19 protein-coding genes and 1 pseudogene are annotated in these 21,269 nt (G+C 53.3%); 10 read left to right on the forward strand and 10 right to left on the reverse strand.

The window, feature by feature from the left end; translation table 11 throughout:
- Positions 1 to 4 precede the first annotated feature (4 nt).
- On the reverse strand, positions 5 to 1,522 hold the full coding sequence (locus tag HTUR_RS19975) for an aldehyde dehydrogenase family protein (RefSeq protein ID WP_012945144.1): 1,518 nt from the start codon (positions 1,520 to 1,522) through the stop codon (positions 5 to 7).
- Between the two features lie 74 nt (positions 1,523 to 1,596).
- Positions 1,597 to 2,928 carry an aminotransferase family protein gene (locus HTUR_RS19980; RefSeq protein WP_012945145.1) on the reverse strand — a complete coding sequence of 444 codons (1,332 nt, stop codon included), beginning with the start codon at positions 2,926 to 2,928 and terminating at the stop codon, positions 1,597 to 1,599.
- 288 nt (positions 2,929 to 3,216) lie between these two features.
- Between HTUR_RS19980 and HTUR_RS19985 the strand changes: the two genes are divergently transcribed.
- Positions 3,217 to 5,001: a Na+/H+ antiporter NhaC family protein gene (locus HTUR_RS19985; RefSeq protein ID WP_012945146.1), complete on the forward strand. Its 1,785-nt coding sequence runs from the start codon at positions 3,217 to 3,219 to the stop codon at positions 4,999 to 5,001.
- 1,955 nt (positions 5,002 to 6,956) lie between these two features.
- Complete coding sequence (locus HTUR_RS25745) at positions 6,957 to 7,346, forward strand: DoxX family membrane protein (RefSeq protein WP_318842641.1); 390 nt, start codon at positions 6,957 to 6,959, stop codon at positions 7,344 to 7,346.
- Between the two features lie 122 nt (positions 7,347 to 7,468).
- On the opposite strand, the gene HTUR_RS26850 is transcribed toward HTUR_RS25745, so the two are convergent.
- The gene (locus tag HTUR_RS26850; RefSeq protein WP_148225418.1) at positions 7,469 to 7,741 is read right to left on the reverse strand and encodes a HalOD1 output domain-containing protein; all 273 of its coding nucleotides are present in this window, start codon (positions 7,739 to 7,741) and stop codon (positions 7,469 to 7,471) included.
- A gap of 217 nt (positions 7,742 to 7,958) precedes the next feature.
- On the opposite strand from HTUR_RS26850, the gene HTUR_RS19995 reads away from it, so the two are divergent.
- On the forward strand, positions 7,959 to 8,267 hold the full coding sequence (locus tag HTUR_RS19995) for an aminotransferase class III-fold pyridoxal phosphate-dependent enzyme (protein ID WP_148225419.1): 309 nt from the start codon (positions 7,959 to 7,961) through the stop codon (positions 8,265 to 8,267).
- A 1,221-nt stretch (positions 8,268 to 9,488) separates the two neighbouring features.
- Positions 9,489 to 11,168 carry an aldehyde ferredoxin oxidoreductase family protein gene (locus HTUR_RS20000; RefSeq protein WP_049941969.1) on the forward strand — a complete coding sequence of 560 codons (1,680 nt, stop codon included), beginning with the start codon at positions 9,489 to 9,491 and terminating at the stop codon, positions 11,166 to 11,168.
- Between the two features lie 262 nt (positions 11,169 to 11,430).
- On the opposite strand, the gene sugE is transcribed toward HTUR_RS20000, so the two are convergent.
- The 3 genes from sugE to HTUR_RS27565 all read right to left on the reverse strand — a co-directional run bounded on the left by sugE (position 11,431) and on the right by HTUR_RS27565 (position 13,188).
- A complete protein-coding gene (gene sugE / locus HTUR_RS20005) occupies positions 11,431 to 11,754 on the reverse strand; it encodes a quaternary ammonium compound efflux SMR transporter SugE (protein ID WP_049942014.1) in 324 nt (107 codons plus the stop codon).
- A gap of 917 nt (positions 11,755 to 12,671) precedes the next feature.
- On the reverse strand, positions 12,672 to 12,851 hold the full coding sequence (locus tag HTUR_RS26860; RefSeq protein WP_148225420.1) for a hypothetical protein: 180 nt from the start codon (positions 12,849 to 12,851) through the stop codon (positions 12,672 to 12,674).
- 187 nt (positions 12,852 to 13,038) lie between these two features.
- Positions 13,039 to 13,188, reverse strand: coding sequence for a hypothetical protein (locus tag HTUR_RS27565; RefSeq protein WP_187291502.1), 150 nt, complete (start codon positions 13,186 to 13,188; stop codon positions 13,039 to 13,041).
- A gap of 22 nt (positions 13,189 to 13,210) precedes the next feature.
- On the opposite strand from HTUR_RS27565, the gene HTUR_RS20015 reads away from it, so the two are divergent.
- Both HTUR_RS20015 and HTUR_RS28680 read left to right on the forward strand, forming a co-directional pair.
- A complete protein-coding gene (locus HTUR_RS20015; RefSeq protein ID WP_012945152.1) occupies positions 13,211 to 13,441 on the forward strand; it encodes a hypothetical protein in 231 nt (76 codons plus the stop codon).
- An 86-nt stretch (positions 13,442 to 13,527) separates the two neighbouring features.
- Positions 13,528 to 13,860, forward strand: a complete 333-nt coding sequence (locus tag HTUR_RS28680; protein WP_012945153.1) for a HalOD1 output domain-containing protein — start codon at positions 13,528 to 13,530, stop codon at positions 13,858 to 13,860.
- A gap of 183 nt (positions 13,861 to 14,043) precedes the next feature.
- Here HTUR_RS28680 and HTUR_RS20020 read toward each other — a convergent pair whose 3' ends face one another.
- Complete coding sequence (locus HTUR_RS20020; RefSeq protein WP_012945154.1) at positions 14,044 to 14,331, reverse strand: PadR family transcriptional regulator; 288 nt, start codon at positions 14,329 to 14,331, stop codon at positions 14,044 to 14,046.
- Positions 14,332 to 14,465: 134 nt separating this feature from the next.
- On the opposite strand from HTUR_RS20020, the gene HTUR_RS25755 reads away from it, so the two are divergent.
- Complete coding sequence (locus tag HTUR_RS25755; protein WP_012945155.1) at positions 14,466 to 14,762, forward strand: HalOD1 output domain-containing protein; 297 nt, start codon at positions 14,466 to 14,468, stop codon at positions 14,760 to 14,762.
- A 143-nt stretch (positions 14,763 to 14,905) separates the two neighbouring features.
- Here the strand turns inward: HTUR_RS25755 and HTUR_RS28810 are convergent, their stop codons facing one another.
- Both HTUR_RS28810 and HTUR_RS20025 read right to left on the reverse strand, forming a co-directional pair.
- A complete protein-coding gene (locus HTUR_RS28810; protein WP_449271835.1) occupies positions 14,906 to 15,073 on the reverse strand; it encodes a DUF7344 domain-containing protein in 168 nt (55 codons plus the stop codon).
- On the reverse strand, positions 15,058 to 15,357 hold the full coding sequence (locus HTUR_RS20025) for a DUF7344 domain-containing protein (RefSeq protein WP_012945156.1): 300 nt from the start codon (positions 15,355 to 15,357) through the stop codon (positions 15,058 to 15,060). The genes HTUR_RS28810 and HTUR_RS20025 overlap by 16 nt, the downstream gene beginning before the upstream one ends.
- Before the next feature lie 114 nt (positions 15,358 to 15,471).
- Here HTUR_RS20025 and HTUR_RS20030 point away from each other — a divergent pair, with 114 nt between their 5' ends.
- A complete protein-coding gene (locus tag HTUR_RS20030; RefSeq protein WP_049941970.1) occupies positions 15,472 to 15,750 on the forward strand; it encodes a hypothetical protein in 279 nt (92 codons plus the stop codon).
- Positions 15,751 to 15,797: 47 nt separating this feature from the next.
- Here the strand turns inward: HTUR_RS20030 and HTUR_RS20035 are convergent, their stop codons facing one another.
- Positions 15,798 to 16,103: a DUF7344 domain-containing protein gene (locus HTUR_RS20035; RefSeq protein ID WP_318842640.1), complete on the reverse strand. Its 306-nt coding sequence runs from the start codon at positions 16,101 to 16,103 to the stop codon at positions 15,798 to 15,800.
- A 1,169-nt stretch (positions 16,104 to 17,272) separates the two neighbouring features.
- Here HTUR_RS20035 and HTUR_RS20040 point away from each other — a divergent pair.
- Both HTUR_RS20040 and HTUR_RS28100 read left to right on the forward strand, forming a co-directional pair.
- A pseudogene (locus tag HTUR_RS20040) lies at positions 17,273 to 17,923 on the forward strand (IS6 family transposase).
- A 55-nt stretch (positions 17,924 to 17,978) separates the two neighbouring features.
- Positions 17,979 to 21,224, forward strand: coding sequence for a bacterio-opsin activator domain-containing protein (locus HTUR_RS28100; RefSeq protein WP_012945159.1), 3,246 nt, complete (start codon positions 17,979 to 17,981; stop codon positions 21,222 to 21,224).
- Positions 21,225 to 21,269 lie beyond the last annotated feature (45 nt).

Below are 21,269 nucleotides of genomic sequence, written 5' to 3' on the forward strand. Positions count from 1 at the left end.
TATCTCAGTCCATCTGTCCCAGACTTATATTGACCGTCTTCGTCTGTTGATATTCTCGGAGGGTATCTTTTGCGCATTCGCGTCCTATCCCAGATCGCTTGAACCCTCCGAACGGTGTACCTGGGACCAGATCCGCATACTGATTAACCCAGACTGTACCTGCTTGAATATCATCCGAAGCCCGATGAGCGATCGAGAGGTCAGTCGTCGCAACCCCTGCTGCTAGTCCGAAGTCTATGTCATTTGCAATAGAAACGGCTTCGTTATAATCCGCGAACTGAATCACCGAAGCCACCGGGCCGAATATCTCTTCTTGAGCAATTCTCATATCATTTTCAACTCCGTCAAAGATAGTCGGTTCTACGAACCAACCGTCATCGCTATCTGTAATGGAGATGGATTCTCCCCCGTGCACTAAAGCAGCTCCTTCTTTTTTACCTATCTCGATATACTCCCGTACCTTTTCGAATTGCTGCTTCGACGCGAGGGGACCGGTCGTGGTCTCTTTCGCAAGTGGGTCACCGACAATCCTCTCTTCTGCCTCAGCTCGGAACAGTTCCAGGAATTCAGCATGAATATCCTCATGTACTAATGTCCTGGAGAAGGCATCGCACGATTGGCCGGTATTGTAGAAGATTCCTTCCGCAGCGATCTCCGCCGCGTTCTCTAAGTCTGCGTCTGGAAAAACGATAAAGGGTGATTTGCCACCCAATTCGAGTGTGACAGGCGTTATCTGCTCAGCAGCGGCCTTCATTATTGTTTCGCCCGTTTGCCCCTCACCCGTGAACGAGAGCTTCGAGATGTCCTCGTGCCGTGTAAGGGGAGCACCGGCTTCATCGCCAAAGCCGTGGACGATATTGAGCGTTCCCGGCGGAAGGACATCTTCAGAGAGCTGAGCGATTCGCGTCACCGAAAGCGGCGAATCTTCCGCAGGCTTTAGAACAACGGTATTCCCCGCGGAAAGCGCGGGACCGAGCTTCCACGATGCCAGTAAGAGGGGATAGTTCCATGGAACGATAAGACCAGCCACACCATATGGTTCGTGCTTCGTAAACGCGTGCGTATCGTCTCCGATCGGGAGCTGGTCTCCTTGTTCTCCCCTCGCTATCTGCGCGTAATATTCGATGTAATTAATCGCCTCACTCACTTCGTATTCTGCGTCTGCAAGGGGCTTACCCGTATCCAGACTCTCGAGTAACGCTAATTCCTCGCTGTTCGCACGCAGGGTCTCGACCCAATCGAGAAGGGCCTCAGATCGTTCGTCTACCGGTAGTGAACCCCAAGTTTGATTGAAGGCTTTCTTCGCTGCCTCGACGGCTTTATCAACGTCTTCTTCCTGACAGCGAGGTACCGTCGTTATCGTTTTCTCTGTGGCAGGGTCTTTCGTTTCGAACCTCTCACCTCGGATCGAAGTCCGGGAAGATCCCTTGATCCATGCATCGAATTGACGTCCACGCGTCACCTCTTCTATCGCTTGCTCGTGATTCTGGCGGATCGTATCCGTGAATTTATCGTATGACATTGTAATCTCTGAAGGAACGTCTAAGCAGATCTATTCCCAATACTATGACTCCGAGAAGTTGTTATACTCTATGACTATTTGAACACCTTTTCGAAGGCGGTGTCCAGGACCTCGATTGCCTCTGTGATATCTGACTCATCGATACAGAACGGCGGACAGACCATAATCTGGTACGCCGGGCGGCCAGTGCTTAAGAGAAGTCCGTTCTCCTTAGCGACCTCGACCACCTCGTCAATCGGGTTATCCTCGTCGTCTTCGAGTACAGTGTCTACGATCGGTTCGCCGGTTTCAGGGTTTTCAACCACTACGGTCCACAGGAAGCCACGGCCTCGGACATCCGTGATGACATCGTGGTCGGCCGCGAGTGAATGGAGTCCGTCCTCTAACACGGGAGCGAGCTGACGAACATTATCAATCAGATGATCTTCGTATTCTTCCACAGCGGCAAGTCCAGCCGCACATGCTACCGGTTGACCAGCGAATGTCTGACCGATGTTCGATCCGTCACGGACGCTTTCGCCTACTTCGGAGTTCATAATGACTCCTGCAAGCGGAATATACCCGCTAGTCACGCCTTTCGCAAACGTGATCATATCTGGCTCGACGCCTTCTGTTTGCATAGCGAACATCTCACCGCACCGACCGAATCCGCTGATCACTTCATCAGCGATCAACAGAATATCGTATTTATCACAGATCTCGCGAAGGCGCTCGAAGTATCCTGGCGGCGCAGGATAGCCTCCGCTCGACCCGGCGACCGGTTCAATGAGTAATGCGGCAATAGATTCTGGGCCCTCATTACGTATGACGTATTCTACATGATCCGCCGCTTTCTCAGCGAGTTCGGCCGGTGAGTCGGCATCGAACGGCGAGTTGTGTGCTACCGGTGGAAGAAATTTCACTGCACCCGTAGCCGCGGCATGGGATTCAACGGCATTGCGCGTTCCCGGTTCACCAGTAAGCGAGCCTGCACCGTACGTGCTTCCGTGATAAGAACGCCAGCGAGTGAGGACCTTCGACGCGTCTTTCGATTTCCGAGCGAACTGTACCGCGAGCTCATTTGCCTCACTTCCTGACACAGAGAAAACTACATCAGAAAGTGAGTCGGGAGCAACGGTCGTTAGCTTGTCTGCTAAGGCGGTCCGAGTATCATTTGATTTGGAAGGTGACACATATGCGATCTTTTCTAGTTGCTCGTTACAAGCATCGGTGATCTTCTGGTTGCTGTGTCCAGCATTAGTACAGTACAGCGACGAAATGAAGTCGAGGTACTCCGTCCCATTTTCATCATACACGTATGCTCCCTCTCCTTCATTTACACTGAATTCGGAACTCTCCGGGTCGTGCCAATGCGGGATATTCGATGAACTGCTAGCCGAGATTTTCTCTGATTTTTTGCTAGCCATCTCACTAAGGGGCTTGTATTTCGAACCATATATTACTTTGGGAGACCGGCTGTTTCCATCAAATAACCCCCCCCTTTCCAGATATCCCTTCGAGGGGCGGAGCGCTTACGTGCGTATGTAGAATAATACTTCGGAATCGCTTCGGCTACTCATAGCGCTGTCTAGAGACAAGATTCGGTAACTACTGTGCAGGACATGATCCAAATACAATAGTGTGAATTGCTTCTGGTCCAACTAAACTGACTTTCTTTGAGTAGATTTAAGTGGCTGCGTGGTTGACGGTGTCACATGGCAGCCGGAACATTCGGCATATGGTCGGTCCTACCACTACTGGTAGCAATTGTCCTCGCCCTTCTCACGAGGAAAGCCGCTCTGGCACTGTTCATCGGCGTATGGGCAGGCGGAGCGATTTACCACTACCAGGATAGTACAGCATTGCTCACGACGTATTTAGAAGACCTGGGCATCCCTGCTGCGGAGGCCCTGAGTCAGATACTGGGGATCTTCGTCGCCGGTATCTGGGGGCTCGTCCAGAGTACAACCTGGGTCGTAGAATCAGTCGGGAATAGCGTCTTCAATATGCAGATCGTTGTTTTCTGCTTCCTACTGGGATCAGCAGTAGCAATGATCTGGCGGCTGGGTGGGACTCACGCCGTGACTACTTGGGCCACAAATCACGTTGACACTAAGCGTAAAGCGGGCCTCGCAGCGTGGGCAATCGGTCTGCTGATGTTCTTCGACGACTACGCTAACTCTGCAATCGTCGGTACCACGATGAAAGACATATCGGATAATCTCCGTATGTCTCGCGAGAAGTTGGCCTACATCGTAGATTCGACCGCCGCTCCCGTATCGACTCTTACGCTATCCTCGTGGGCAGCGTTCCAATTATCCATGATCGACGCCGGATATCAGGCGACGGACCTATCCGCAAGTGAGACCCCCTCCTCATTTGTGATATTCCTCCAGTCGATCCCGTTCAATATGTACGCGATATTAGCGATCGCAATGGTCGCTATTATCGTCGTCTCGCAGAGGGATTACGGCGAAATGCTCACTGCCGAACATCGAGCTGCTGCAACCGGTGAAGTCACTGGAGAAGACGCGCAACCGATGCAAGACGTCAAAGAAGAGCTCGGCGAACCGAACCTCAAGAATCCGCGCCTTCGTATATTCTTTGTTCCAGTACTCGTCCTCGTAGCAGTTATGGTTGCAGGGGTGCTCTGGTCTGGATACTCACCGGGAGCGGGATACTATGAGATCATTATTAACGCGGATTATGCCTCTTCCCTCGTCGTTTCAGCAGTAGCGATGGTCGCCACTACGTTCTATTATGCATATCGGCTCGGACTGCAATCGGTATCCGAGAGTGTCGACACGACTATCGAGGGGTTCGAAATTATGATGCATGCAGTAGCGATCCTCGTATTCGCGTGGTCTATTGGCGAAGTCGTCAGTGCTCTCGGCACGGGTGACTACGTCGCGGGATACGCTAACGCGTTTCTCACGCCTGAGATCTTGATAGTCATTGTGATGATAGTTTCCGCCTTCATGGCATTCACGGGCGACTCGTGGGCAGCGATGGGTGCCTTGACGCCGATTGCAGTGCCCATCGCCTGGAATCTCACTGGCAACCATACGATGGTCGCTGTCGCCGTGGGAGCGGTCTTTTCCGGAGCAATCTTCGGAGACCATACTTCGCCGATCTCTCCATCGACAGTTCTCTCAGCAACGTTTACCGGTGCAGACTTAATTGATCACGTCCGCACTCAGATCTATTACGCTGTTCCGGTCATGATGGTGTCGGTCCTTCTCATGCTCATCTGGGGATACGGGAACCCAATCTGGGGTCGTTCAATTTGGGTTGCCGTTGCACTGCTCCCCCTCGGCGTCCTCATGCTAGTCGGTGTAGTATACGGACTCTCACAGATTGATGCAGATCGGAAGGATATCGACCTAGCTACTATTCGAGATGTTGACCAGTCATCGACCTCAGAAACACCCCTTCACTTAGATCAGGACCACCCACTGAGCGACGGCAAACAAGTAGACAATACGCCAGATACTGATTAAATACTCTCTTAGTAGATATAAATATATGGAGTAGAGGTCATGAAGTTATCTACTTCCTGAGTTCGACTCGGGAGCTCGTGCTCAAGAAGGATCTCCTCGACCGTCAGAGACGTGCGGTAGCCCGCCCACAAGAGACACACCATCCAGATTGATCCGAGGCCAACGACGGTAGCGGCGCCTATCACGGCTTGCTCACTTCAAGTGGTTCTAGACCCTCGAGAACTCGTTACGTTGGCTTCAACAGCCGATCGTAGCCGGTCATAAATTCCAGTGTTGTCGTCGCCCATTGGCTTCGAGATCCTCTTGAGACGGCGCTTGCGGCCCCTCAAGAGTCCTCGGCGACGTTCACTATCCGGTACTGTTCGGAAGGCTGTCGTCAACACACTGTTCACGCTGCTCGAGAAGCTGCTGGCGGTCGTGTCGATCGGGGTGCTCGACGGCGTCGGGGTTCTGGTCATTCTCGGATGAGCACGCCGCAAATGGTCTAGGCTCTCACAGGGGTATATGTCGCTGGGTCCACGCTGTTCGATGCGACACTTCTTCCGTCGTTTCTCGTCGCACAGATCGCGGTTCTCTTAACCTCGTTCAACGAGATCATCATGAGTGCCATTGTCGGCAGCGGCGCTGTAGTCACCGCCGGTGTCGGTGACAGCCCTCTAAGCTGGACTCTCCGTCATCGCCCAGGATTTGGACTCGGCTCTGGATCAATGTGTTTCCTGAGTTCTGAGGCTGCAGCGGACGCACTCGCTTCAAGACATCGAAACGCTGCTCCAATTCCGATCGTACTATCGAGTCGCCGTATGCTCTTGGACCCCTACGGGAAGGAACGGCTAATCAACGGCCGGTCTTTGCGACGACCATATACATGAACTCGCGAACAGCGGCGTATCTCGGAACATGACGGAACAGCGGAAACAACTGGAGGAGGTCATCGGCATGCTCCATCACCGTGCCACAGGAGTAGACGGTACATCGTTGACCAAGTGCGACTACCTCCTATGTCCATGGCTAGCTCATGGACCAAACAGTGCTCTCTGTCCTAACAAATGAGTCTTGCTAGCGGCCGTGGAAAGCTCTAAGACCAGATCCCATTCAAGCATTGAGTACCCAACCTGTCCTTGGAGGAGATGCGGCCGTTTTAACCTCATCGCTCGTTAGCCGTGTGTATCAGATACCAATACCTCGGTCAAACTTAAAACCAGGTCTATTGAATGGAGGGCTATTTGAGAATGTAGGTTTAACACATATCCGAATGACATACAACTGGATCTGGTTATTAGTGGTTATATTTCTGGATGGGATATAGTACCTGGATAACATCCTAACACCAATCGTCTCTGATCTGAGCGCAGCGTGGAAAGGATCGATGACTCATCTCAAGAACTCAAGAGACTCTCGACCAATCATATCCAAAGGTTTTATTACGGGAAAGCAATAACCTCAGAACCGGGATGCCTATCCCCAGTTGAGGTCACCAGCCATGCCCTTAGAAGAGGTATAGGCATTCCTTCCCATTCTTAATCCGTATTTGTGCTTTTTGTTAGTTATTTGGATTCGTAATTACACTGTAGGGGTGACACAACACTCCTTGATGTACTATGTTCAATATAGAGATAAGAATTAAAATCTAGTACGAAAAGCTCTTGTTTACTGGGACAGGATTCATTCATGGGTGGCCCGCCTATCTTTTACAGACATATGCTTGTAATAGTAGGCCGTGATGTATGGAGATGGTTTTCTTCCTATATGGGAGAGTTATATTATACCTTATGAATTATCGATATAAAGCCAACAGCAGATTTATATGGTGGTATGAGCGTTATACGCTGGGTGCTACAGATCGACCGATAGATGCAGCTGATTACGGTGTAGTAACGAGAAAACAAACTACAGAAAGATAAGTAATCATGTGGAAAATAAAATTCGACAAAATAGATCGGAGAATAGCTGAGATTATGAAGAAATTTGGCCTCCCTTCCCTGAGGTGTTCAGTGGGAATGGTTTTCATCTGGTTTGGTGGTCTAAAGGTATTAGGTATTAGTCCTGCAGCTGAGCTTGTCGCTAATACTGTCTACTGGTTACCTCCTAGCTTCTTTGTTCCTTTCTTAGGTATATGGGAGGTGACTATAGGGATTTTTCTACTGTTTAACAAATTTATTCGAGTAGCCATATTCTTACTTTTCCTTCAGATGCCTGGTACGATGCTGCCAGTAATTCTTCTACCAGATACTGTTTTTACTCAGTTTCCTCTCGGCCTCTCATTAGAGGGGCAGTATATAGCAAAGAATCTAGTGCTAATCAGTGCAGCACTTGTGATTGGTAGTACAGTACGGAGTCAAGAGTGAATATTCAGCCATCTTGATAGACTCGATAAAAAGAGGAACTACTCTCTCTGCTATTCCGCTACCCGGATCGCAGTATCGTTCCACTTTGAGTAAGTACTATCTCTGCTTAGGAAACCTATAGACTACAGTTCGTTAACTTCTATACCGTATCTTCCCACGGTTATATTATATCTATAATAATTGAAGGATATGGTGGGATCCACTTCATTCGGACCACGTCCATGATCAACAATGTCTTCAATTAATTCGGGATCAATAGTATTATAAAGCGGTTCATATTCCGGTGGTGTGAGCTCGACCGGGCTAATCCCTTCACGATCTGACACCTTCTTGATGATTTCTAGGCTGATTGGCTGGTTTTTGCAACGATTTGAGTGATTTCTATCTACTGCCATCAAAGATGGTTTCAATCGCCCTTCTAATAAAGGTTGTCTCTAGTCCAATTATTATGTAGAATATAGTATTATGTCCAATCTTATCCAGACGAGATGCACCCATACATCAATCTATTCACAGCAATTGTCGCATAGAGATGATGGAGACCCGCTCTTTCGGGAGGCAGTTTAACAGCATTCGTGCGCCGGATATATTCATTGGCGGTGATTCGATTTCATGCTCGAGGACGAAGCCCATGGAGTACCATTCGGTAATTCATGTCCTCCATTGTCGACCGCCGTGATCATCCTCGGACCCGTCGCCGGCTCAAGCCGCGCGTATCCGGTGTTGCCAAGCTACTTCGCGTGGATCCGCGAGCTCTATGACGACCACGACATCCTCCTTATCGCCGACCAAATGATCACCGAGGTGGCCGCTGCGGCGAGATATTCAGCATGTAGCGGAGGGCGCATCGGTCCCGATATGATCACGTTCGCAAAGGGCGTGGCCAGTTCGTACGTGCCGCACGCGGGGACGTTCTCATGAACGAGGAGCTCGCGGACGCGACCCGTGACAGCGGCACGTCTGTTGGGTAAACCTTCGCCGGTCATCCTGTGGCCTGTACCGCTGGTCTCACAGCGCGTACAAGGACGCCCTCGTCGACAATGACCGATCGCTCGCGTCCGTCCTCCAAGGAGAACTGGACCGCTCATGGAAACCAGAATGTCATCGCTGCGGTTCGCGGCTACGGGTTCCTCTAAGGGATGGTCGTTGAGGATCTGGCCACCAGCGAGCCGTTCGCGAACTCATGAGTAGACGACGATGAGGAGGATCTCGTTGCCGATGCTGTCGAGGCCGCTCGATTACCAGCTCGTCGTCTTGCCGCCACTATGTGTCGACGAGGACAACATCGCTGACGCGTTCGAGATTTTTGACGAGGCGTTCACGACCGTCTTCGAGTAAGTACCAGTGGACTGGAGACCGAGCGCTTATTCAAGACAGTACGCCTCGAAGTTTTCAAGCACAGCCATCGTATTGTACTCCGCGAACGAGTGATCCCCGTCCGATCAGTCATTGGGCTGATCTCGCACGCACTCGGTGAACTCGGGATGGAACTGGACCGTCCGGACCGGTGCAACGACACTGCACGGGAGAACGGGGCGACATTCGGTCGTCGCGGTCTCACTGAGCCATGTCTCGCACCTAGAGTCGCGCTTCTAGATGAACTATGATGTAGACACTCGCCAGTCACTTTCTACAGCGTAACCGCTCTCCAGCCACCATCTCGTCCAGCAGCTCCCGTCGGTATCGCGTCTCACAGTGGATTTTCCCGAAGTAGGGCCCAACACCAGTCTAACATTGGCACCCCACTGTCCTTCGTTCCTCAATACCTCGTTCAGAAGGTGTCTGTCGACGCTTCATCAGCGTTTGGTCCATAGCTTACACGCACCGTCTCGTTCGTTCCTCGACATCATCTGGACATCATCCAAACAGTATTTAGAATATCGTCCTATACTCAATACAAGGACCAGAGATGCAGTTTTACACTAGTATGGGGGTGAAATAAGCTTCAGATTGAGATCAGCTACTCATCGTACCGGATCTCGATAGGATAATTTGCTATTTGTTCAGATATGACCAGGTATGATAAACTGCATTCTACTAAGTGGTGATATGAGGTATATTGTCCATTAATAAACTCTGAGTTGGGACTGGGGACAACACTCATGGCCAACATTTAATACCGATTAGCGACGCCGTTTAGACATGCTCCACAGTCAAGGGCCGTTATCATCAATTGACCTTAGTGATCAAATGACGAAGACGACGGACGTCGAACCGATATATCGACGCTACGTCGGCGGTCGTGGTGTTGCGACACGCCTGGCACACGAGCGGATTCCGTTCGACGCAGATCCCTTCGGGCCTGAGAACCGCCTTTTCTTCACGACTGGACCGATGCAGTTCTCGAACATGAGTTTCACTGGCCGAATGAACTGCACCGGCGTCTCTCCGCTGACCGACGGATTGCTCTCGAGTAACGCGGGCGGGTTCATGTCGCGGAACTTCGTCGATGCAGGCTACGGCGCCGTCGAGTTCGTCGGGGCAAGCGACGAACTCGTCGTCGTCCACGTTCGCGACGACGGTGTGACGTTCGAACCCGTCCCTGAACTCAAGGGCGCGACCGTACCAGAGACGACCGAGTACCTCGAATCCGAGCACGAAATCACGGTAGATCAAACTGCCGTCATCGGTCCTGCAGGGGAGAACCGGGTTCGGTTCGCGTCGATCATGACTTCCGAAGAACGGGCGTTCGGTCGCGGCGGCCTCGGCGCGGTACTCGGCTCGAAGAATATCAAAGGTATTACCTTCGGCGGGGATTCGCGTCCCGAGGTCGAGGTCCCGTCGACGCAGATGGAGATTCACCGGGAGGCCGCAACGGACGACCATATCATGAAACGCCAGGGGACGGTCTCGGTGATGGACTTGGCGAACGAGATGGACGGGCTTCCTTCGTACTACTTCTCTGAACGGCAGTTCGACGGTGCCGACGGAATCAATGGAGCTGCTGTTGAGGAGAAGAAGTACAAAAAAGGGAGCTGCTCGGCCTGCGCATTCGCCTGCAAGCTCCCGACTAGGGACGAGGAAACGGGGCTCGAAACGGAGGGTCCGGAGTTCGAGGTCGCGATGGCCTTTGGATCGAACTCCGGGATCGACGACATCGTTGATGTCATGAAATCCAACGAACTGTGTGATCGCTACGGACTCGATGCGATCTCCGCGGGGAACACGATTGCGGCGTACCTTGCTGCCGAAGACGAGTTCGGCAATGAGGAGCTGATCCATGATCTTGTCGAAAAGATCGCCCACCGTGAGGGCGTCGGCGACGACCTCGCGGAAGGGATCGACCGCGTCCACGACGACCTCGGCGTCGACAACTGGTCGGTCAAAGGGATGGATTTCGCTGCCCACGAAGGGCGGATCCTCCACGGACAGGGGCTGTCCTATGCTGTGGCTAATCGCGGGGCCGACCACATGTACGCGACGTTCTACTCGGTCGAGTACCCGCTCGTCCCCGAGGAAGACGCACTAGAGCCAACGGGGACGCTCGGCAAGGCCGAACGTCTCGTCCGGCGGGAGAATCTCATGGCGCTGAATGACTCCGGTATTGTCTGCAAGTTCTCTCGGGACTACATGAATCCCGAACGGTATGAAATACTGTTCGGTGAGTCCTTCGACAAACTGCTCGCAGTCGGCGACCGAACCGTCACGCTTGAACGCCATTTCAACAATCAGCGGGGTTTCGATCGCACGGATGACGACCTCCCGTACAATCTCCCTGATTTCGATCAGGCGCTTGACGAGTACTATGACTCTCGTGGGTGGAAGGACGGTGTCGTTCCCGATAACATGCTTCCGAAGATCGACGAGACGATCATCGTCTGAGATGTCGTGTCGGTGCGGCGTCTAATCAATGAAATTGGAACACCCATCTTGCTCCCGATCGACCTGGATTGGGCTTGAGCGCGTACTCATCATGGCTATAGATTCCATCAGCAGTGGCGTCAACATGGCCTCTTGAGCACACACGACTCTCATGAATCCAGAGATCATCGGTACGCCAAAAATAATTGGTTGGATTGATTAGTATGTCTATATAACATTATTGTGTTCATATTTAGACGAGACGTTCGGCACCAGCAGGGATTCAGTGGCCTCCGGAAACGAAATGGAGACCGACGATACCGACAAGAATTAGACTAATGAACCCTATCCGCGCAAGAGTCGCAGGTTCGTCAAACAGGATAATCCCCAGTGAAGCTGTCCCAACAGCCCCGATACCTGTCCAGACAGCGTACGCCGTGCCGATGGGGAGATCTTTGATAGCCTGTGCCAACAGTACCATACTAAGGATGAGGGCAACGGCGGTGCCGAGCGTAGGTATCGGCTTTGTGAATCCATCCGAATATTCAAGTCCGATTGCCCAACTGACCTCGAACAAACCAGCCAGTATCAGGAGATACCACGACATCTCAACATTCATCTCCGTCCTCAGCCGAACTATAGCTTCTGATATTCACTGAGTCGATGGCAAATTTCAGTTCATATAATATATCCGTCATTAAGATAGAGTCCTTAGACTAATTCTAGATTATAACTTAGTTACGGTAAGTGAAATATACTATCAACTAATATGGGATTCTCGACAGTCATTTGTCCGAGTAGATTTTCCAGAAGCAAACCTCCTAGACTACAAACCATCGCGACAACCGTTTGAACGAGGTTGGTCTCGTCCGAGACAACGAGATTCCTGCACCTGATACGTGTTTCAGCTCATTGGGTCGTGTTTAGTTTGTAGCATTCTGCTAGGAGACGAAGGCTTGGAGACCCGGTTCAGCTGTTGACGGTTTTGCGTGGCCGAAACAGTTTGAAAACAAATATACGATGAGGAGACACCGCCCCGCGTCGCGATCATCCGCGCGATCACAGCGCTCGAGGAGATTGATCTCGTGAATTCACCGTCGAAACTTGATATCAGACCGTCCGACCAAACCAACCCGGAAGCACTTGACCGCCTGTTTATAGAGAACGACGGTCTCGATGACGTATTCGTTGATCTCTGTCTCTACAGCGACAGTCGGTATGATGTGCTCATCCATGATTCGGGAAAGGTTATTGTCCGAAAGCCGGAATGAATTCACACGCATCATTCCACGTCAGAATCGTCAGTTATCGTATCGCCTTCCGCAAATCGCGGCGTGGAATCAGCTTGTTTCCGTCTTCATCGTGTTTCGTTGTAATCCCTATTAAGACATCATTTCTGGTTGAGACTCCGTTCTCTCTGTCATTTCCGGTTGAACTCGGTGAATACAACCCAGTAGTCCTGCTGTTCAAGCCAGTACATCACGTCTTCCTTCGCCATTTCTACCCCACCTTTCCTCCCGAATCCTAGTCCTCAATATCTTGTTTCCAATCTAGGACATCCTTCCATCCGACATCCTGAAGTTGCCCAAATCGGTTTCCGTAACCTCTGCCGACTTCGTAACACAGACTAGCTACTTCTTCCTCTAACCGGTCATCCTCTTTCGCTTCTCGCAGACGCTTTTTGAACTCTTCCTCAACGCTCACTACGTATCTCCTCCTGATCTGTTTTGAGATCGACTGGAACCCCGGAAAGATAGCTGGGGCAGTTTTCGTTCTTGCAACGAAATGCGATGTCGAACGTGGCGAACCCCTGGTTGCAGTTCGGACAAATATACAGTAGTTCGCCCCCCGGCGGACACCCTTCTCCAACGTTCAATTAGGCGACTAAGCACTATGGCCCGAGGAAATCCACGATCTCGTCGTCAAACACATCCCGCATATCATCTGCCGTCACCACCCGACACATACCGTCTAGAAACTCCTCTTGCGATGCTACGAAGAACACCACGTCACCCTGGTCAAGCAGGTCGTAGCCCGTCAAGGATGCGGAATACGATCAGGTCATGGACATTGTAGCGGAGAACCCGGGGGCCACCATCGAGGAAATGACGGAGTTGGCAGCCGATATGGATATCCCGGATGTCCTCTCAGTGGCGGTCAGCAACGACGATCTCCTCGAGTTTGACGACCGGTACTGGGTGATGCGGAAAGGGAGTACCGGTTCAACCGATACGATCACCCAGAAACCTGAGATACAGGCCAAGAAACACGTCTCAGCCTCTACTCCTGCATAAGCGGCATTGATCAGTACAGACGAAGTTTCTCTTTCCGGTGATCTTGACCCCCTAAACTGAAGTGCGATACGAAAGTAGTACTGCCAATGAATCAGGGCCAACTATCGCTACAGTGCGATTGTACGCCAGTCGGAGTTCACCATTATGATAGCGACAGCGACTCGTCCCCTATTGACGCTGTCATTAGAGCAATTGCGGTGGTGACAGATACCGAGCCAGAAAACCTTGCACCATTGTACGAGACAATCGATACGGAGGCACTTAGCGAGTTGTTTGAACACCGTTCGAATGCTCCCCACTTAGAAGAACAAGTCCTTGCTTTCACTGTGGACAACTGGAATGTCTTTGTTCGCGACGATGGTCAAATACGTGTTTGTGATCCAACTGGGCCAGACACGCCATCGCCAATTTTCGAGTGAATTCATGTCGCTGTATCACCGGCGCTATCCGTCGCTGATAGAATAACTAGTGATCAATACGCAGATCTACTTACCAATCTGTTCACTGTAGCTCGGTTGGACCTATCTTACAAAAATTCTATGTGACCTACGGAGAACCTCTGTAGTGGCCACCGAAGCGGGCAGGACTGTACCGGCGTAATATCATTCAGAAAATATGTTTCCCACGTACTGATCTTCCCAGTCGCGGCGGGCTTCAACCTCTCGGATTCCGCGGCGTGTCACCGAGTAGATGTTGGTACGGCGGTCGGCCTCCCCTTTCTCGACCAGTCCTTTGTCGACGAGTGTATCGAGGTTCGGGTAGAGGCGGCCGTGGTGGATCTCTTTCTCGTAGTAGTTCTCGAGTTCGTCTTTGATCGCGAGGCCGTGCGGTTCCTCGAGGCCGGTAGCAACGTACAGGAGGTCGCGCTGGAAGCCGGTCAGATCATACATATCAGGGCTCATGGTGATCAATGCCTTAAGAATACTGATGACAATACCGCTTTCAACGTAAAAGATTGTGTGAAATCCGCCAGAGTTTGGCAATCCTTTTATGTCGGGATGTGGGATCACAGTCCGTGCGAATGATGAACACACAGATCAATGCAGACGACTCTTCAACTTCCCTGACTACGTCGACCACTGCCGACTGGGACAGTGGTTCCGAGAACACCCCTGTCTACGCAATTGTTTCTGCAGTTGCAGAGGCAGAGGGCGTTGACTCCATTGACCTGCCGCCGCTCTACAACGTGATCGATCCGGAAGCACTGAACGCTCTCTTCACGTCTGATTCTGGTACTGTTTCCAGTGTGGAGTTCGAGTACGCCGGATATTCTGTTGTTGTCCGCGGAGAAGGAGACGTTGTCGTCCAATCTCTTCAATAGCTCGAACCAGGTTTTGGTGTTACGCCGGTCTCGACCGCCCCTTCCGCGGCATGTTCTGTGACGACATTGCTTCCTCGAGCGGTCGACTCCAATCAGTTCAATATCGCTATCGTCTGGAGACTACGTCAATCACCCTCGCAATGTCACCGGTATTCCACTGCTGGATCATCGAAATTGGCGCAGAGGCGGAGCATCTTATCGAGAAGGTCAGGCGGCCGTGAGTACCTCACGGCTTTGCTACGGCGATCGAATTCGACAAGTCCGTTTTCCGCTAACTTCGGGAGATCGGAATGTGCTAACGACGTTTGCACCTGCTCAACCGGGCGGACTCTATGGTAGCTGGGTCCGTCTCTTGTTCCATCGCAGCAACATGCCTTGCCAGTTCATCGAGATCGCTGACTTCGGTCTCCTGCAGGAAGGACAGGGTGTACCGGCGGCGCTGATTTAGCAACGCACGGAGCACACCTTCTAGTTTCCGTTGTCCGTCGTTGCCGGTCTGAATGCCCCCATCACCAACGATCGTCGAGTCGGTCTGGGTATCGGTAGTGTCGTCACGACGATTGAGTCGCTTGCCGCCGAGTTCCTTCTCCGACATGCGGATAGATACATCGGTACTAGTGGACAGTAGCAGCGAATGTTCTCTTCTTCGACACGGGGATAGAGTTAAACCGGATAGTATTGTCTTATCCATATAGAGGTGATCTGATATATGTCTATGGTCGACGATCCACGCCCACCGCTCCCCGACTGGGTGATGGACGCCTATACTGCCATCGAGACCTCTATCACGGAGACAGCCGCCGATAACAGCCAAAGCGGGGTGCCAGCGATCAACCGTGACCAGGCCGTCGACGGACTCTGTACGGACGGCGAACTGGCGCTTGAACCCGACGACGCCGAATATGCACTGACACGGCTACTCAATCGGGGCTACTTCTACGTGGTCGACGGCGAACTCCGGATCACCACCCCACCTAGCGAAGATTGACCACTCTCTGCGGTCCAGAGCGTAGGGGCGGCACCGATCGTGACCAGTCATGGCCAGTCGACTGGTAGTTCATTCGCGTTCTCCTCGAACACTTCCAGCACCGGCTTGATCTGCTCGAATTGCGGGCCTCTCTCAACCACGTGCTGCTCCCGATCCCACGTGATGAATCCGGCCTCCTCTAACCGTGGCAGGTGATTATGATACATCTCGACTTGGAGATTTGCTAACTGCTCACCGTCGACTCGTACACCTTCTGGTGTCTGCACTGCTTCCTGCGGATTGTGTTCCAGAAGGGCGACCAGCAACTGCCGACGATGTCCATTCGCTAACGCTGCCATGATCTCGTCGAGCATATCCCATATACAGCGGAAAACCATGAAGGTCCTTGGCAGGATTAGACAAGCTATTGCATGATCCTTTGATGCTAAATTCATATATTCAGATGTTCAAATTTGGTTCGAGGTAGGAAATACAATAGTTGTTTATCAAGATCATCGAATTCGAGTCCCTCCTTCGAGCAGTCGCCGACCATAACGGAGAGGATGGCAACTCAGTAGCAGTTCAGAAACCACTCATCAGCCGTCAATTAGAGTGAATTTTTCAACCACAGCTACAGCCATTACAGTGTGAGCATTTAACCGTCCCATCTTCATAGAGTCGACCTAGACGCACTGATCCACAATCCTGGCATTTCACCAACACAAGCTCTGTATTTTCCTCCAACTTCTTCAGAAGTACTATCAATATTAGAGAGATTTCTTCCGGAGGGTTGCAATTACTGAAATGCACGCTTTCAACTCTTTACTGATCCTCGGGCGAGTTCAGATATTCGTCATGTCGAATGACCATAATTTCTAAAAAATGCCCGATTCATCTTCGCCATCTTCTTCGTCGCATTTAAGATCTCGTCGACGGTTGTTTACCTGAATTCGTTGTTTGGCATAGATGGACCAATTCGCCCCATTCACGTATGGGTTTTCCACCCTCAATGTGATTGAATTTCTTCTCCATTCTCACTCCGGGTGGTGCCCCATTTCAGCAAGACCCTCCAGAGTGTGAATGGGACCGGCCCTGTCGCCCACCTGTGTTTTGCTCACCTCAGATGATACTCGATACCCTTTCTGGGCTGGACGGCAAGATCCTGGTCGCGAGTCTGTTCGAGGGCCGCCACGTTCTGTGTATTCTGCGTGTAGCCTTCGAGGGTAATCTATCGCTGACCGTCGCGAACGAGCTCGCACAGCGAATCGAGGACGCGGGGAAGCCTGCGGTGATCCTCTACCTCGCGGACTTCGACGTCAAAGGCTACGATATGCCAGCGAACATGGCGGGAAAGCTGGCATGGCTCCATCAGCGCGGCGATCTCGAGCAACGGGTTGTGATCGAACGGCTGGCCGTGACAAAAGACCAGATCGAGACGGTAGAGTTCCCGCGAAAGCCGATCGAAGAGAATACGGCGTCCGGTACCGGCGACGTCGCGTACAACCGTCGGATCACCGAGTGGGAGCAGGAACAAGGCGCCGGCATGACCGAACTGAACGCCCTCGAGCAACAACCCGAGGAGTTCCACCGGATCGTTCGCGACGCCCTCGAGCGGTACACGGACCCCGAACTGCCGCAGAGAATGAAGGAGAGTATTCAGCTATCCCTGTCAGAACCACCACTTTTGAAAACTATATCTTTTTCTCAGATGTTTGGTGTCGAGCATAGTCGATCGACCGTGCATAATTGGGTTCACAAGGCCGATCTACAGCCGGCGGATGGACAGTCGCCGGATCATATTGCGATCGACGAAACCGTGATTCGAATCGTTGATCACCAGTATTGGTTGTACACGGCAGTCAATCCTAAATTGAACAGATCCTCCACATGCGGCTGTTTTCAACGACTATAACCGCATTGACCGAGCGCTTTCTCCGAGAACTGGCCGAGAAACACAATGTCGAGGATGCTGTGTTTCTCGTCGATGGTGCGCAGCATCTCCAGACAGAACTCTGCCGACACGGACTCCGACTTCGGTACGAAAAACAGGGAAATCGAAACGGATCCAAACATGTCTTTCAAGAGGTAAAGCGACGTACCTATTCGTTTTCAAATTGTCCCAGTCACGTCAAGCCACTAACTGTAGAATCGTGGCTCCAAACCTTCGCCCCCCTGGCAGAATGTTACAAACTAAACACGACTGTTTCCGTTGACCGAATCCTTTTCCCTGTTTGGTCCCAACTCGTCCTATGGGTTCGTCCGTACCATCGCCTGCCACGGTCCAAGCGGTCTTCGACCAGCTCGGTCCCCCTGGGACCCCCTTCACGACGCCGGAGATCGCCGCGGAGTTCGACTGTTCCGACCGAACGATCTACAATCGACTCGACGCGCTCGTCGACGAGGGCGTCATTGAGACGAAGAAAGTCGGCGCTCGCGGACGGGTGTGGTGGAGGCCCGTCGACGGCGACATTCGACGGAACGGCGGCGCTTTCAACGAACGGAACCCCGTCTCATTCCGAGATGAGCAGGCACTATCCTTTCTCTCTGATAGCGAGATGGCCGAACGCATCCGCAAGTTCGAGTGGGCCAAAACGCCGCTTGGCCCGATGGACGGGTGGCCCCTAGAGTTGCGGGTCGCGGCCGACATCATGCTGGGGGCGGACGAGGCCATCGGTCTCTACTGGGGAGAGGACCTGACACTGCTGTACAATGACGCCTGGCGGGAGTTGATCGGTGACAAGCATCCGGAGGCGCTGGGGCGGCCTGCCCAAGAGGTGTTTCCCGAGATCTGGGAGACGATCGAGCCGATGTTCGCTGACGTGCTGGATGGGAATGGAGTTGGGTTCGAACGGGAACAGCGACTGTCGCTGGAACGTGACGGCCAGATAGAGGACGCGTGGTTCGACTACAGCGCCAATCCGATTCTGATGGCCGACGGCTCCGTCGGTGGCGTCTTCAACATCGCGAACGAAATCACCGAGAGAAAAGACGCCCAACAAACCCTGCGCGACAGAGAGGGGCGACTCAACGCATTCGTCACAAGTACCTCGGAAATCGTCTATCGAATGAGTCCGGACTGGTCAGAGATGTACTACTTGGACGGCAAGGATTTCATCGCCGACACGGAGGATCCTCGGGAAACGTGGTTGAAGGAGTACATTCCACCGGACGAGCAAGAGCGGGTGATGGCCGCCATTGAGGAGGCCATCGAGACGAAAAGCATGTTCGAACTGGAGCACCAGGTTCACCAGGTCGATGGCACCCGAGGCTGGACGCACTCACGGGCAGTGCCGATACTGGACGACGACGGCGACATCGTCGAGTGGTTCGGGACGGCCAGTGACGTCACCGAGCGAAGGCGCGCTGAACAGGCTCTTCGTGAGTCAGAGCAACGCTATCAAAGGCTGTTCGACTCCGTCAACGAGTCCATCGAAGAGGCCTTTTTCATCATCGAGCGGGTGTCCGGCGAGGGCGAGACTGCCGCAAACGGGGACGACCCGGCAGCGTATCGCTTCGTGGAAACGAACCCGGTGTTCGAGAAATCCATCGGTGTGACCGACGTAGTCGGGAAACAAGTGAGCGATCTCGATTTCGACGGCGACCTCCCCGGATCGGACGTGTGGGGAGAGGTGGTCCGGACAGGCGAATCGAGACGCTTCGAGATCGAGACCACTGGTGGTCCGCTCGCCGATGGCTGGTACGATGTTCGCGTCTTCCCGTATGGCGGAGCGGACAGTCGAGCCGCTGCGTGTCTCGCCGACGATATCACAGACCAAAAGGAAGTCCAACGGTCTCTTGAACGGCTCACCGAGGCAAGCCGGGAACTGATAGAGGCCGATCCAGAGATGGTCCACGACCGCGTGGCTGAGCTCACGATAGCGGTGCTTGACGTCGAGTACGCTGCGCTCTGGCGGTATGACGAGGCAAGCGGAGACTTGATCGACGCCATCAGCACTCTCGACACGGGGATCGATGCCGAAACCGTCCGACACCCGGATGATGCCTCTGAGCACGTCTGGCAGGCGTTTATCGACGATGAGACCGCCGTCACAAACAACCTCCACGTCGACGAGACCGTGCCGGACGCAGCGACCCTGCGGAGCCGCCTGCTCATTCCACTGGGCAGACATGGCGTTGTCTGTATCGGATCCTTCCAGCCGAATGGCTTCGATGAGCGGATAGTCGACCTTGCCGAAACTCTCGGGGCGACGCTCGAAACGGCGTGGGACCGTGCCGACAGCGAACGCCAATTGCAAGTGCAGAACGAAGAACTGCAACGCCTCGACCGTCTCAACACCCTCATACGAGAGATCGATCAGGCACTTGTGGGAGCCGATACCCGCGAGGAGATCGATGAGGCAGTCTGCGAACGACTGGCCAGCTCCGACCTCTACGAGTTCGCGTGGCTCGGAGAGTACGATCCGGGGACCAACCGGATAGAACCGCGTGCGTGGGCTGGCGTCGACAGCGGCTACGTAGAGGAGCTCACGATCACGGTCGAGGACACACCGACCAACCGAGACCCAATCGCCCGTGCCCTCCGCACGGGCGACTTGCAGGTGGTTGCAGACATCGCTACGGATAGCGGCTTCGCCCCCTGGCGGGAAGCGACGCTCGAACGCGGCGCCCGGTCGCTGGTCTGCATTCCACTCGTTTACGACGACGCGGCGTACGGCGTGTTGACAGTCTACGCCGACCGTCCCCAGTCCGACGAGGACAAACGGAATCGGGACGTGCTGTCGGAACTCGGTGATACGACCGCCCATGCGCTCAACGCGAGGGAGACGCGGGCGACGTTGCAGACCGACAGCGTCGTCGAACTCACGCTCCGATTCGAGGACGCTGACACGCCGCTGTATCGTCTCTCCCGGGAGACGGAGTATACCATCGAGCATCAGGGGTTCGTTCCCCGATCGAGCGGGCAGACCGACGTCTTCTTCATCGTTCGTGAAATCTCGCCGGAAGATCTCCGGGCCACAGCAGAACGCTCGCTCGCGTTCGAGGACCTAGACTGTCTCACCGAGAGGGCCGATGGAGCACTGTTCAGGGCACGGGTGTCTGAGCCGACGCTCGCCGCACGGGTCACTGACGAGGGGGCTGTCGTGCGTTCGATTACCATCGATTCCGGGGTTGCAACCGTTGTTCTCGATATCCCCCACACGGCAGCGGTCCGCGAGTTCCTGAACCGACTCCGCCAGTGGCATCCGGAATTGGAGCTACGCGCCCGCCAGTCGCGCGAACGGCCACTGAAGACCCGGCAAACCTTCGTGACGGCGCTCGAGGACCGCCTGACGGATCGACAGCGGGAAGTCCTGCAGACGGCCTACCTGAGCGGCTTCTTCGAGATGCCACGGGTCAGTAACGGACAGGAGGTCACACACCTGGTCGGCGTCTCACAGCCGACGTTCTCTGAGCACCTGCGTGCCGCTGAACGTACCCTGTGTGAGGTCCTATTCGAGACCGAACCGTATGCCGAGGATATCGTCTCGACGTAGCACCACACCCTAACCTCAAAAACAAAATTGGGGGAGAGGTTTGAA

The sequence above is a fragment of the Haloterrigena turkmenica DSM 5511 genome, from assembly GCF_000025325.1.
Taxonomy (GTDB): Archaea; Halobacteriota; Halobacteria; order Halobacteriales; family Natrialbaceae; genus Haloterrigena; species Haloterrigena turkmenica.

Coding starts and splice junctions, on each gene's coding strand:
- HTUR_RS20020 (WP_012945154.1), bottom strand. CDS start 14,331: ATGTATGATCTGACCGGCTTCCAGCGCGACCTCCTGTACGTTGCTACC.
- HTUR_RS20035 (WP_318842640.1), bottom strand. CDS start 16,103: ATGCTCGACGAGATCATGGCAGCGTTAGCGAATGGACATCGTCGGCAG.
- HTUR_RS25755 (WP_012945155.1), top strand. CDS start 14,466: ATGAACACACAGATCAATGCAGACGACTCTTCAACTTCCCTGACTACG.
- HTUR_RS26850 (WP_148225418.1), bottom strand. CDS start 7,741: ATGGCAGTAGATAGAAATCACTCAAATCGTTGCAAAAACCAGCCAATC.
- HTUR_RS19995 (WP_148225419.1), top strand. CDS start 7,959: ATGCTCGAGGACGAAGCCCATGGAGTACCATTCGGTAATTCATGTCCT.
- HTUR_RS20015 (WP_012945152.1), top strand. CDS start 13,211: ATGGACATTGTAGCGGAGAACCCGGGGGCCACCATCGAGGAAATGACG.
- HTUR_RS28100 (WP_012945159.1), top strand. CDS start 17,979: ATGGGTTCGTCCGTACCATCGCCTGCCACGGTCCAAGCGGTCTTCGAC.
- HTUR_RS20030 (WP_049941970.1), top strand. CDS start 15,472: ATGTCTATGGTCGACGATCCACGCCCACCGCTCCCCGACTGGGTGATG.
- sugE (WP_049942014.1), bottom strand. CDS start 11,754: ATGTCGTGGTATCTCCTGATACTGGCTGGTTTGTTCGAGGTCAGTTGG.
- HTUR_RS20025 (WP_012945156.1), bottom strand. CDS start 15,357: ATGTCGGAGAAGGAACTCGGCGGCAAGCGACTCAATCGTCGTGACGAC.
- HTUR_RS19985 (WP_012945146.1), top strand. CDS start 3,217: ATGGCAGCCGGAACATTCGGCATATGGTCGGTCCTACCACTACTGGTA.
- HTUR_RS20000 (WP_049941969.1), top strand. CDS start 9,489: ATGCTCCACAGTCAAGGGCCGTTATCATCAATTGACCTTAGTGATCAA.
- HTUR_RS25745 (WP_318842641.1), top strand. CDS start 6,957: ATGAAGAAATTTGGCCTCCCTTCCCTGAGGTGTTCAGTGGGAATGGTT.
- HTUR_RS19980 (WP_012945145.1), bottom strand. CDS start 2,928: ATGGCTAGCAAAAAATCAGAGAAAATCTCGGCTAGCAGTTCATCGAAT.
- HTUR_RS19975 (WP_012945144.1), bottom strand. CDS start 1,522: ATGTCATACGATAAATTCACGGATACGATCCGCCAGAATCACGAGCAA.
- HTUR_RS28680 (WP_012945153.1), top strand. CDS start 13,528: ATGAATCAGGGCCAACTATCGCTACAGTGCGATTGTACGCCAGTCGGA.